Here is a 12,408-nt window from a genome sequence, read left to right as displayed (position 1 = left end):
CCTCGAGGTGCATTGTGATCTCTTGTTTTTCATTATATCATCGTCGCGAGACCAAGAAACGGGAGAGATGCCGTTGCTGCGGACAAATTCGACGAAAAGAGCTCTCGTGGAATACCTGCTCCGGCATCCCGACACGATTGTTTCGGGAGCCGAGTTGTGCGGACACGTGAATGTGAGCCGTCAGGCTGTGTCCAAAGCCGTGGAGGGACTTCGGGAAGAGGGGTTTCCCGTGGAGTCGCTTCCCCAAAGGGGATATCGCTTCCAAAGTGCTGGAGAAACCCGCATCAGTCCTTCTTGGATCGAGAGTCTTTTGGGTGACATTCCTTTCGGGCACCCGACCTTGGCATTTGAACGCATCGCTTCAACGCAATTTGTTGTGAAGGAATTCGCTCGTGACGGTGCGGAACAGGGACTTCTCGTTTTCGCCGACGAACAAACCCAAGGGCGTGGGCGACTGGGCAGAAGCTGGGAATCGCCTCGCGGAAAGGGCCTGTATTTTTCCTTCCTTTTACGGCCATCGTTGCGTATGAACGAGCTGCAACTTCTAAGTCTTGCAACGGGACTTGCCGTCAGGGACACGCTCGAAGAGCTTTTGGACGTATCCGCCACGTTGAAATGGCCGAACGACGTGCTGTGGAGGGGGCGTAAACTCTGCGGTATTCTCTGCGAAGCCGCTATTGAGCCTGACAGAGTGCATTATGCAGTGATCGGCCTGGGTATCAACCTTTCTCTTTCCCCTGAGCATCTGCCGGAAGACTTGCGACAGCGCGTGACGTCGATTGAGGAAGCGACGGAGCGGAACATACCGAAAAACGCCCTTGCCGCAGCGATAGTTCGCCGCTTTTATGAAGAATTCCAACATTTGTGCGAACCGAGGGGTGCCCTGGAGCTGGTCGAAGCCTATCGGAGGAAATGCGAGACCATCGGCTCCGCCGTCAGTGTTCTCACCGGAGACGAGGTCATTCAGGGAACGGCGATGGATGTGACCGGCGAGGGCACGCTCGTAGTCGAGACGTCCCAGGGAAGGCGTCTCTTTCCCGCAGCGGACGTGGTACACCTTCGTCGCGGGGGCGATGTTCCCTTTCCTGAAGGGAGGTGAAACTCGTGAGACTTTCTGAACTTGCCAGAACAAGTGGGTGAGCAGCCAAGATAGGTCCGGCGGACCTGTCCTTGATTCTTGGCGGCTTGAGGAAACCGGAGCACGAAAGGCTTCTTTCCGGCTGGGATCACGGTGAGGATGCGGCCCTCTGGGATCTGGGCAATGGCCGCATCGGAATTCTCACGGTGGATTTCATCACTCCCGTAGTGGACGATCCGGAAGTGTGGGGTGAAATCGCTGCGGCCAATGCGCTCAGTGACGTGTTTGCAATGGGGGGCGTGCCTCGGGTGGCACTCAATGTCGTTGCCTATCCGGTGCATTGCAGACCAATCGAAGAGCTTGCCCTCGTTCTTCGAGGGGGACAGAAAAAAGTCGATGAAGCAGGTGCCGTTCTCGCAGGAGGGCACAGTGTCGAAGATGAAGAGCCGAAATACGGTCTTGTTGTGTTTGGGGATGTCGATGCGAGGGGACTCTGGAGGGTGAACGGCGCACAGCCGGGCGATGTCTTGCTCCTCACGAAGGCGTTGGGAACGGGTATTCTTGTCACGGCAATCAAAGCCGGTATGGTCGAATCAGAAGAGATTGATGCGGCGGTGACATGTATGCGAACGCTGAACAACCTTCCCGCGTGTCTTCCGACGGAACGGCTCGGAGCTGTCGTTGCCTGTACGGACGTGACAGGTTTTGGGTTGGCAGGACATTTGTTGGATATGCTGGGAGAAGCGTTGGATGTGGAAGTGCTCTTTTCGGAGTTGCCCATTTTGACCGGTGCAAAGGAAAAGGCCGAACTCGGGCTGGTGCCGGCAGGAGCGTACAGAAACAGGGAACTCTATGGTCCAAGAGTTCAAAACCAAGGGACTATCGCCGCTTATGAAAGCGATATCCTTTACGATCCCCAGACGTCTGGAGGGCTTCTCCTCGCTGTTCCGGAGACTGAGGCATCTTCCCTGCTTGCCTCGCTTCATCAGGGAGGTTTCAAAGAAGCTCGCCGGATAGGTCGTTTCACCAAAGGGACGGGCCGAATCGGGGTTGTACAATGACTCACTGCTCGGGGGGTTGACGAACACGCCGTCACAGGAGGCATTGCCGACGTGTTCGTCTCCTTTCCGGGAAAACCATTTCCTCAAAAACCGAGAGGAACTTTTCTCCCACTGGTTTTCTTAGCGAGTTCTCATTGATCGCTGTCTCGAAAAATTCCACACAGCCAAATACTGATCGTAGAGAAAAAGGAAAAGATCTTCGACACGTTCCACATCGGGCAGAGCAAGGGAGAGCGCGTTAGGGGAACGCAGCAGACGTTCTTTCACCACCGAAGGGGTCAGGGGGTCATAGAGAATGATCCAGCCCCCTTTTTCCGCTTCAGCAATGGTTTTTTCAAGGACGTCAAGGCTTTCCTCTTTTTGCCAGAGAGTTATCACGTTTACTGGGGGGCGAATATGGCGTTGTACCGCCGCATCGATCCAAAGGGGAAAGATGGAGGTCAGATCAAGAATCGCCATCTCTCCGAGGAGTTGTCTCCCGACGCCTACGGTACTTTCCAGGCGTGACTGGAATTCCGCGAGGCGCCGTTGGTAATAGAGATAATTTGCGGCATCGAAAGTGGAGAGGGAGATGAGTACCCGTTGTCCGAGAGCGGGCATCGTGGCTGGATCGAGGAAGAATGCATCACCCTCCTTTCGGAGAAACGGCATTCGTTCGAAGAGAGGGGCGGAACGGTATCCTTCGGAAAGGCCGAACTCCACCGCTTCCGTTTCGTCGAGAGCCACCACGCGGGCTTCTGAAGGGATTTTCGTCTTTACGCGAATAAGTCGCCCGTGGTCGTCGTAACGGGAAAGAGCGTGGACGGAGACGTGGATTCCTCCGAGAAAGCGAACCATGAGGGAAAGCAACGGTGTCGTCGCCCAAACTTCTTGTCGGCCTGTGGCAAAGGCGTTGCCGGAAAGGACCTCGATCAAAAGAAACAAGAAGATGGTGCTCCTCAAGAAGCGCTTTTCGAGAGGCGCTTTGTTTCGTCTCATGGGTTCTTGTTTTGCGTGTTGTCGCGTGCGAGTTCGTGTGTGGAAGGAATATCCGCTCTGTAACAGGAGGATGGAGCGGAAGCCCCTGCGCGTAACAGTGCGTTTCGCACGACGTTGGCGAGGAGGATACTCACTGTGACAGGGCCGATGCCTCCTGGAACGGGAGAGAATGCTTTTAAATGAGACGAGGATTCTGTATTCGCGTCTCCAACTAAAGCCCCCTCAGGCGTCACATTTGTTCCTACGTCCACGAGGACGCTCTCGGGCTTCATCTGTAGCGCATCGAGGACATGCGCTTTCCCGACAGCGGTGATGACGACATCGGCACATTCAAGGAACATTGCAGGGTTTCTGCTTCGACTGTGTACTACCGTCACAGTGGCATTTTTTTCCAGGAGGAGGAGGGCCAGCGCCCTTCCTACGGAAACGCTCCGTCCCATCACTACCGCAGAAAGGCCGTCGAGACGATCCAGCGCATACCATTCGAGCAACCGTATCACTGCCTCGGCGGTGCAGGGGATGGGAAATCCCTTTTCACCAAGATAGAGTCTCCCCAGGTTCAAAGGATGGAGTCCCTCCACATCTTTTTCCGGGAGCAGCGCACTACGCAAACATACCTCCCATCCCCCGGGAAGAGGATGTTCTATGAAGACGCCGTCTATTCCAGGATCTGTATTGAGGAAGTGCAAACATTCCAGGACTTTTCCCTTTTCGGTTGTGGCCGGAAAAGGGAAGATGCGTACCGACATACCCAATTTCTCTCCGTTTTTCACTTTCTGTTGGAGATAGGCCTCCGATCCAGCGTCGTTTCCCACTTGGACAATCGCAAGTCCTGGAGGTGCTTTTCGAGTTTTCTCCAGGTCGATGATTTTCTCGGCGCACCAACTCTTCAATGCGTCCGCCAGTGGTTTACCGCGGAGTTCAAGGGTCATGAGAAGCCTCTCTTCTCAGGAAAGCTGCGCTTCGACGAAATCGGTCGTTTGGAGCGCAAACTTTCGAACTGTCTGGAGGTGTTGTTTCGTTTCTTTTTCGAGGCGGGTAACCTGAAGTTGGTCCCGGAGGGCCTTTGTGTTGATGCGTACATTGTAGGCTGCGGTTTGTGCGGCGGAAAGGGCGAACGCAGCAGCGGCGCCTGCGTCTGTCAACGCATTTGGGTTACCGCGCTCCGCCGTCGCGAAGGCGAGGAGTGCGATGTCGGCGCAGAGGCGAAGCGTCTCAAGGGGGACTTCCGCAGCGTGTAAAAGCGCGTTCTGCATGGCATCCGCTCTTGTTTTTTTCTGTTCTTCCGTTTCCTTCGGGAGTTTCATGGCCGCCATAAATTCGTTGAACGCGTCGGCGTCCTCTTTCATGAGTCGAAGAAAGCGAGAGCGCAATACGTCGCTTTTTTCTGCGATCGTCTCCATTTCTTTCCAATGGTCTCGAAATTTTTCCTTGCCGAGGGTCAAGCGGGCGACCATGGAAACAAGCCCGGCGGCGGCGGCAGCACCCAAAGCGGCGACCGTCCCTCCGCCGGGTGCGGGAGAATCGGACGCGAGCTCGTCGAAGAACATGGAAAGAGTCATGTCTGCGGCATTCACTGGTGTTCATCCCCTTTCAGACTTGAGAAACTCGTAGTGTTTTTCCACAAAAGAGCTGCCCGTTTTCTGCTTGAGCGCATTCTCAAACAACCTTTTCTCCGGATTTGTAAACCTCTTCCACGGGGGAAACGCCGGCATGATAGGCAAACAGCGCGGGGCTTTTTCCTGCCAGGAGGAGGAAATCCGCACGTTTTCCCCGATCGAGACTGCCTACAACAGAGGATAGTCCGACTCCATACGCGGCATTTAACGTGGAGGCGACGAACGCTTCCGCGACGGAAAGTCCCATTTGCATTACCGCCAGACCGAAGACGAAGGGCATGGATTCAGTGTAGCACGATCCTGGGTTACAGTCTGTGGCGATGGCAAGAGGAACACCCAGTTCGATCATTTTCCGTGCGGGAGCGTAGGGCTTGCGGAGGCTGTAGGCAGTTGCGGGAAGAAGAATACCCAGTACATTCTTCTCGGCCATTCTGCGGAGGTTTTCTTCGCTTGCCGCGAGGAGATGCTCCGCCGAGAGTGTGCGAAGCTCCGCAGCGAGACCGGCGCCTCCCAGATCGTGGACCTCGTCGGCATGGATCTTGAGCCCGAGGCCGCAGTTTCGGGCTGCCTCGAGAATTCGCCGGCTCTGATCGACCGAGAAGACACCTTCTTCACAGAACACGTCGCAGAAAAGAGCCACGCCCTGTGCTTGCACGGCGGGCAGCATTTCTTCCACGAGCAGTTCCACATATTTTTCCGAATCGTTCCGAAAACGAGGTGGAACGGCATGGGCTCCCATAAATGTGGGAACCACGTCGAGAGGTGTGGTGCGCCGGATCCTGTCGATGACGCGGAGCATCTTGAGTTCCGTCTCCGTGTCCAGACCGTAGCCGCTTTTGATTTCTACTGTGGTCGTTCCGAAGGAAAGAGCGCGCAGAACGGTTGCTCGAGTTCTTTCGTAGAGCAGTTCTTCTTCCGCCGCTTCGACGGATCTGACAGAAGAAAGAATGCCGCCCCCGCGGCGAAGAATTTCCAGGTAAGGTGTTCCCTCGAGGCGGAGTGCGAACTCTTCTTCACGTGGCTCGACAAAACACATGTGCGTGTGGGGGTCCACAAATCCAGGGACAAGACAGCGCCCACAGCAGTCGATTTCCTGAAACGGAACGGAATCCCCTTTTTCGGCGAGAAGCTCTTCCAACGCTTTTCGAACGGGAATCTCCTCTCCGACGCAGGCGATGGTTCCGCCTTGGACCAAAAGAGCTCCACGTTCCCAGATGGTCACGTTCCCCTGTTCCGTTCCGCGCAGTGGAATTCCCCTGTCGGAGGCTGTCCAGATCCGGGCGTTGTGGAAAAGTTTCACGGTCATGCTTGCTCCTCCTCCATCATTTCCAGGAGGCGTAGTTCGATCGCCTGTCGCGGATCGAATCCGTTAGCTTGGAGATAATAGGCGGCACTGTCGAGAAGAGCCTCGGTGGGAACCATGCCGTAGAGTTCGGTCTCCACCACCGGGACACCCCAGCGGCGGGCCTCCATCCGAATGGTCTCCAGCACGCGGTAGAGGGCGTTCTTTCGGTGGTCAACGAGATTCATGCTCACCTGAACGAGCCCTCGGTCCTCAAGGGCGAGGCCGATGCCTTTCACATGACAAAAGCCTCCGCTGGAAGCGCGAACAGCCTTGGCAATTTCTTTCGCGATGGCGACATCCGTTGTTCCAAGATTGACATTGAACGCGACGAGGAAGGTGCGTGCTCCGATCACGGTGGCTCCGGCAGTGGGATGGAGTGCTGCACTCCCCTTGTCCGGAAGCCGCTCGGGATTCGAGAGGACTTCCACCTTGAGTGTCTCGTACTGCCCCTTTCTGATAACTTCAAGGCGTTTTCTCTCGGGGCGCAGGGCCGCCTCTTCGTAGAAATACACGGGAATGCCCGTCTCTTGCCAATAACGCTCTCCAAAGGTATGCGCGAGGAGCACGCATTCCTCCATGCTCATGTTCTTCAGCGGTGTGAATGGAATGACGTCCACCGCGCCGATGCGGGGATGACCGCCTTGGTGATGCTCCATATCGATGTTTTCCATCGCGACCCTGGCGGCTTCGAGCAGTGCGTCCTCCATCGGTTCCGGTTCACCCACCAAGCTCACGACGAGACGATTGTGGTCCTCGTCGGCCCTGTAGTCGAACAGATAAACACCCTTCCTTTTTTTGAAGGGTGCCACCAGTGCCTCGATGATCTCTGGACGTCGTCCCTCGCTGAAGTTCGGAACACACTCGACCAATCTGCGTACCATTGTTTATAGTCCCTCCCTTAAAAAATACACCATTCGTTGTTCAAAATCATCCTGTTGTCTGCCATTACGTGCAAAAACGTTTCCAAATCCGCAAAAATGACACACGCGCATCACCGTGTCTTTTCAGATTGTCTTGTCACGAGAGGGGCCCGATTTCTTCCTCCACGCACTGCACCAGTTCTCCACTGCGAACCAGATGGAGCACGTCTTCGATGAGCGGCTGGAGAAAACAATCCTCTTGAACAAAGGGTACGTGCTCCCGAATCAGGCGCCGGGCGACACGGGTTCCTCTTCCTGGCTGAAGGGGTTTGTGAAACTCCACCCCCTGGGCAGCGCAGAGAAGTTCCACGGCGAGAACCTTCTCGGCGTTCTCAAGGATCGCTCTTCCCTTTCTGGAAGAATACATCCCCATGGAGACATGATCTTCCTGGTTTGCAGACGTGGGAATACTGTCCACGGAAGAGGGGTGAGCGAGGACCTTGTTCTCGGACACGAGTGCGGCGCAGACATATTGCGGGATCATGAACCCGCTGTTCAGGCCGCTGTTGCTCACGAGAAACGGAGGAAGTCCGGAGAGCTTCGCATCCACCAGGCGAGCCACCCGTCTCTCGGAAATGCTTGCCAGTTCCGCAGCGGCGATACCGAAGAAATCCATGGCGATGGCGATGGGTTGGCCATGGAAATTACCTCCGCTGATAGCTTCTTCCTCGGCGGGAAAGATGAGAGGATTGTCCGTCACGGAGTTAATCTCTACCGCGATCTTCTGGCGTACATACTCCACCGCATCCCGGCTTGCTCCGTGGACTTGGGGGACGCAGCGCAGGGAATAAGCGTCCTGGACACGGTCATGTTTGTATTTTTCGATGATTTCGCTGGCTTCGATGAGACGGCGCATATTCGACGCGACCTGTCTCTGGCCGATGTGGGGGCGCAATTCGTGTGTTCGAGGGTCAAACGCGTAGGGAACGCCTCGGAGCGCTTCAAGCGAAAGTGCCGCGGCAATGTCCGCGACCTTTGCCGTATGAAGTGCATCGTATACCGTCAACGCTCCCACTGCAGTCAACACAGTTGTTCCATTGTTGAGAGCAAGTCCTTCCTTGGGCTTGAGTGCCACCGCTTCCAGCCCTGTCTGAGCGAACGCATCGGCGACGGGAAGGCGTTTTCCCTTGTACATGGCTTCTCCCAGACCAAGAAGCGCTATGGCGAGATGTGAAAGAGGACAGAGATCTCCGCTGGCTCCGACGGAGCCTTGACAGGGAATGATCGGATGAATGCCGAGATTGAGCATGTTCAGCAGAAGGGTGAGCGTGGGGAGGCTGATGCCGGAAAAGCCGCGGATCAATGTGTTGATCCGCAGAAGCATGATCGCTCGGACCACATCCTCGGGAAAGGGTTCGCCTACGCCACAGGCATGGCTAACGAGCAGGTTGTGCTGAAGCAGTTCGCTTTTCTCCTGGGGGATGACTACCGAAGCGAGATCTCCGAACCCCGTGGTGATTCCGTAGATGACTCTTCCGTCACGAACCCAGGAGGCAACCATGTTTGCACCTCGCTCCACGAAGGCTACAGCGGCGGGATCGAGCGACACGGGGAAATCCTCCCTGGAAACACGCACGACATCCTGCAGGGTCAGGGAGTGGCCGTTCAGTTCGATGCTCTGCATGCTCATCTTTCCGTCCCCTTCTTTCTCTTCTTCGATGTAGGTGAATGGGCCCTCACGCGGTTTGTCTTCTGTTATACTTTTCGAAGTTTTCCCTCTCTGTCGCAAGTGCAAACGAAACCCCACACGCGTCCGTCTTCGGAAACACTTTTCTCACTCAGACGGAACCAGGCAGGCGGAAAAAATTGTTCCCTCCGCAAAAGTTGCACTTTCCAAATGCATCTAATTCCATCATTTTTATATTATAACATTCCCTTGTAAGAATGTCATGCCCGCAGTGGCGGCAGATGGTTGTTGCCATGGAGGGAACATTGCCGAGATATACGTAGAAGAGGTGGGTTTTTGCAAGTTTTTCTCTCCGTTGCATCTGTTCGAGGGATGGAGAGGGGCCCGGCCAGCGGTGCTGCGGGAAGGAGCGACTCACGTGGAGAGGGATCGAAGGCGAGAGAGCGGCGATCCAGCGAAGAAGGGATTCAAATTCTTCTTCCGAGTCGTTGAATCCCGGAACGAGGAGATGCGTCAACTCCACATGGACACCTCCTGAAAAAAGTGTTTCCACGAAGGAAAGAACGGATTGGAGGCTGCCACCCAAGAATGTGTAGTGTTCCTCGGAAAAGGCCTTCACGTCCACATTGGCGGCATCAATGTAAGGAAGGAGTGCTCTGAGAGGAGCGGAACACATCATACCGTTCGTGACGAGCACAACAAAATATCCCCGTTCCTTCAAATACTGTGCGCAGCGTAACACGAACTCGTACCAAACGCTGGGTTCATTGTACGTGAAGGCGACGGATCGGAGGGAATGGCGCTGCAAGATTTGCTCCACATCGGGTGGCTCGATCGGAACGAGTTCCACTGAGGGGACGCTGGTGGCGAGGGGCCAGTTCTGGCAAAAAGGGCATCCCATGTTACATCCCACGGTTCCCAGGGAGAGAATGTGTGTCCCCGGGTGAAAGTGATATAAGGGCTTCTTTTCCATAGGATCTACCGCGATGGCCGCGGCTTGTCCGTCATTGAGGGAAATGAATCCGTGATGCGGGTCATTTTTTCTGACAAGACAGCGTCCGACACCACCCGGAGAAATACGGCAGGCATGAGGGCACAGGCGACACAAGGCGTCCTCTCCGGCACGCTCGTACCAAAGGCAGCTCCGGTGTGGCAAAGACTTGCTTCTCCGTTCTTCCTCAGACGCTTTCATCGGGTATGCCTCTTTCAAGGTACCTCTCGACAATGAAACGATACAGCGTCGTTCCCTCGAGAGTGCGGATCCCAGCCTTGGCACAGGCGATGGCAAGTTGCTCCGAAGTGCTTTCCACGCCCTCCAGATTCGGGAGGAGCACACCTCGAGAATTACCTTTTTCCACAATAACACCGTAACGTTTCGGGTCCAGTTCGCTTTCAGACCGGACCAGCTCTGGGAGAGAAAGAATATCTACGGAGACGCGGATATGCGGCAACTCTTCCTCGGTCAGGGGAGGAAAACGAGGATCTCTGGAGGCGGCGGCCACGGCGTTGGCGAGAAGCTCTTCCGCGAGAGTGGAACGACTTGGAAGTATGGTGCCGATACACCCCCGCAGATGTCCCTTCGTTGTCTTGATGGAAACGAAGCAGGCTCGTCGAGGAGTCCAGATTGCCGAGTCCGCGCAAAGAAGCAATGCCTCTTCTGCAGAAAGAAGCTTTTTGTGCATCACGTAGGCTTCAATCTGTTTTCGTGCCAAACGAACGTAGGGGTGCGGTACCTCATATCCGGAGACGGTCATGCTCTCATCCCCCCTTTCGTGTCTCTTCTCCATGCCAGAAGGCTGTACAGTATCCCACGCCGAAAGGCGCTTCGTAAGACAGAGTGTGTATGGGTTCACCGCGGGCAAATCCCAGAAAGACGAGTAAGGAACGCAGCCCACACTCGCCTGCCTGTTCGACCTGCGATGTTGAAAGAGCGAAGATTGGCGCAGGCGAGGACATTTCAAGAGCGTTTTGGGCCGCCTGATCGTGGATTGCCCCCTGGGGGTTGAATCCACCGGGAGCATCCTGGGAAAGACAATGGGAGAGATCTCCACTGGCTACCAAGGCCCATTTTTCAGGAAAACGTATGTCTCTCAGGAGCTTTCCCGCGTTGAAGGCTTGTTGGAGAGTGAGTCCGAGGGGATTGGCAAGGAGCAGACGCGGCGGAACCTGGCCCCAGGTTTGCGAAAGAAACAGGAGCGGCACCAGGCTTGCGTGATCCAGCGCAACCTGTTCGCCTTCCAGCACGGTGACAGGAAAGGAAGTCGAAAGGGTCCGAGACAATTCCTCCACGCGGATCGTTTCCCCGGTCAAAGAAAGCCCCACTTCGGGGGCTCCAAAGCGCCGCAGGTCACCATGGAAAGATTTTCCTCGAATGATGGTGATTCCTTTCTCCATCGCATGATGAGGTGTGAGGAGGAAAAGCACGTCCGGAACGTTCCTTCTGGAGAGTTCCGCCACACCGGCCATACCCTCCAGCGTCTTCAGGGCCTTCCGCTCTCTGCCTCGTCCCACTTGAGGAATGAGAACGGGAGGGTGTGGCACAAGGGCACTCCAGGTCCACACAACACAACCTCCTCTCGGGATTGGGTCGTATCCTTTCAAGGATATTGTAGCAAGATTTCGAACCGTGGGCCCGCTTGAGATTCTTTGTTGATCCCCCTGTGGGAAAAAGGGTGTGGCAACGCAGCGACACTTGCTTAAAAGCTAGAGCACGAGCATTGCGTCTCCGAAAGAGAAAAAACGGTACTTTTCAGCGACTGCAAGCGCGTAGGCGTTCAATGTCTTCTCGTATCCCGCGAACGCGGCTACAAGCATGAGCAGCGTGCTTCGAGGGAGGTGAAAGTTCGTCACCATACCGTCAATGACACGAAAACGGAATCCGGGGTAGATAAAAATGTCCGTGTCTCCGTCTCCTCCGCAAGAGAGGGTCGTTTCGGAAGCGCTCTCCAGGCAGCGAACAACGGTCGTTCCCACGGCGATGACTCTTTTGCCTTTGTGGCGGACTTGTTTCAGTGCTTCTGCCGTGGAGGGAGGTACGGAATAATACTCCCTGTGCATGGCATGTTCCCGGATATCAGATGAGGAAACGGGGCGAAACGTTCCGAGTCCGACATGGAGCGTGAGGAATGCTATCTCGATTCCCTTTGTATGGAGCGTCTCAAGTAATGTCCGTGTAAAGTGCAATCCCGCTGTGGGTGCAGCGACGGATCCTTCTTTTTCCGCATAGACCGTCTGGTAACGCTCCCGTTCCGCGGAGGTGTCCGTGATATAAGGGGGAAGAGGAATTTCACCCGCTCTGTCGAGAACTGCACGCACATTCACGTTCCGTGGAAAACGGATGAGCCTGATGCCTTCTTCCTGGACTTTCTCCACATAAAGAAAGGTCCCGTCGACAAGACGGACTTCGTGTCCTTCTCGAAGCTTTTTCCCGGGGCGGACGAGAGCTTCCCAGTATGTCCAGTCATCGCATACGGGGCGAAGGAGAAGGATTTCAACATGTGCTCCCGAGGAAACTTTTTCGCCCAGAAGCCGTGCGGGGAGAACCCTCGTGTTGTTCAAAACCAGAAGATCCCCTGCTTCAAGATAATCGGGAAGGTCAAAGAAATGACGATGTTCGCATTTTTCGGTCCCTCGCTGCAGCACAAGGAGTTTCGAGTGATCCCTCGGTTCCACCGGATTCTGGGCGATTTGCTCTTTGGGCAAGACATACTCGTAGGAGTCTGCCGCAAAAAGGGACGGAGCAGGCAGCGCGTATTTCGTTGAGTCGTCTCTCGTCATTCG

The 12,408-nt window shown here is 55.3% G+C and carries 12 protein-coding genes; 2 read left to right on the top strand and 10 right to left on the bottom strand.

What is annotated here, in order from left to right:
* Positions 1-73: 73 nt before the first annotated feature.
* Both K349_RS0114425 and selD read left to right on the top strand, forming a co-directional pair.
* Positions 74-1,099, top strand: coding sequence for a biotin--[acetyl-CoA-carboxylase] ligase (locus K349_RS0114425; RefSeq protein WP_051464387.1), 1,026 nt, complete (start codon positions 74-76; stop codon positions 1,097-1,099).
* A gap of 5 nt (positions 1,100-1,104) precedes the next feature.
* Positions 1,105-2,139: a selenide, water dikinase SelD gene (selD, locus tag K349_RS17370; RefSeq protein ID WP_084460417.1), complete on the top strand. Its 1,035-nt coding sequence runs from the start codon at positions 1,105-1,107 to the stop codon at positions 2,137-2,139.
* A 120-nt stretch (positions 2,140-2,259) separates the two neighbouring features.
* Here the strand turns inward: selD and K349_RS0114415 are convergent, their stop codons facing one another.
* From K349_RS0114415 to queA, 10 genes are all read right to left on the bottom strand, one after another.
* Positions 2,260-3,063, bottom strand: coding sequence for a hypothetical protein (locus K349_RS0114415; RefSeq protein WP_157367404.1), 804 nt, complete (start codon positions 3,061-3,063; stop codon positions 2,260-2,262).
* Positions 3,064-3,113: 50 nt separating this feature from the next.
* Entirely contained in the window at positions 3,114-4,049 is a 936-nt protein-coding gene (locus tag K349_RS0114410) for a bifunctional 5,10-methylenetetrahydrofolate dehydrogenase/5,10-methenyltetrahydrofolate cyclohydrolase (RefSeq protein ID WP_029166462.1), read from the bottom strand.
* Between the two features lie 15 nt (positions 4,050-4,064).
* Complete coding sequence (locus K349_RS0114405; protein ID WP_029166461.1) at positions 4,065-4,694, bottom strand: cyclodeaminase/cyclohydrolase family protein; 630 nt, start codon at positions 4,692-4,694, stop codon at positions 4,065-4,067.
* Between the two features lie 82 nt (positions 4,695-4,776).
* Positions 4,777-6,042: an imidazolonepropionase gene (hutI, locus tag K349_RS0114400; protein WP_029166460.1), complete on the bottom strand. Its 1,266-nt coding sequence runs from the start codon at positions 6,040-6,042 to the stop codon at positions 4,777-4,779.
* Positions 6,039-6,962: a glutamate formimidoyltransferase gene (gene ftcD / locus K349_RS0114395; protein WP_029166459.1), complete on the bottom strand. Its 924-nt coding sequence runs from the start codon at positions 6,960-6,962 to the stop codon at positions 6,039-6,041. Before ftcD ends, hutI begins: the two co-directional genes overlap by 4 nt.
* A 136-nt stretch (positions 6,963-7,098) precedes the next feature.
* Positions 7,099-8,625, bottom strand: coding sequence for a histidine ammonia-lyase (hutH, locus tag K349_RS0114390; RefSeq protein WP_029166458.1), 1,527 nt, complete (start codon positions 8,623-8,625; stop codon positions 7,099-7,101).
* Positions 8,626-8,779: 154 nt separating this feature from the next.
* Positions 8,780-9,820, bottom strand: coding sequence for an AmmeMemoRadiSam system radical SAM enzyme (gene amrS, locus K349_RS0114385; protein ID WP_029166457.1), 1,041 nt, complete (start codon positions 9,818-9,820; stop codon positions 8,780-8,782).
* Positions 9,807-10,382, bottom strand: coding sequence for an AmmeMemoRadiSam system protein A (gene amrA / locus K349_RS0114380; RefSeq protein WP_029166456.1), 576 nt, complete (start codon positions 10,380-10,382; stop codon positions 9,807-9,809). The genes amrS and amrA overlap by 14 nt, the downstream gene beginning before the upstream one ends.
* Before the next feature lie 4 nt (positions 10,383-10,386).
* Positions 10,387-11,190: a class III extradiol dioxygenase subunit B-like domain-containing protein gene (locus tag K349_RS0114375; RefSeq protein ID WP_029166455.1), complete on the bottom strand. Its 804-nt coding sequence runs from the start codon at positions 11,188-11,190 to the stop codon at positions 10,387-10,389.
* 141 nt (positions 11,191-11,331) lie between these two features.
* On the bottom strand, positions 11,332-12,405 hold the full coding sequence (gene queA / locus K349_RS0114370) for a tRNA preQ1(34) S-adenosylmethionine ribosyltransferase-isomerase QueA (protein WP_029166454.1): 1,074 nt from the start codon (positions 12,403-12,405) through the stop codon (positions 11,332-11,334).
* Between the last annotated feature and the right edge of the window lie 3 nt (positions 12,406-12,408).

This window comes from Aminiphilus circumscriptus DSM 16581, assembly GCF_000526375.1.
GTDB lineage: Bacteria > Synergistota > Synergistia > Synergistales > Aminiphilaceae > Aminiphilus > Aminiphilus circumscriptus.
Note: the sequence above shows the minus strand (reverse complement) of the source record. Positions and strands in the feature narration are given on the sequence as shown.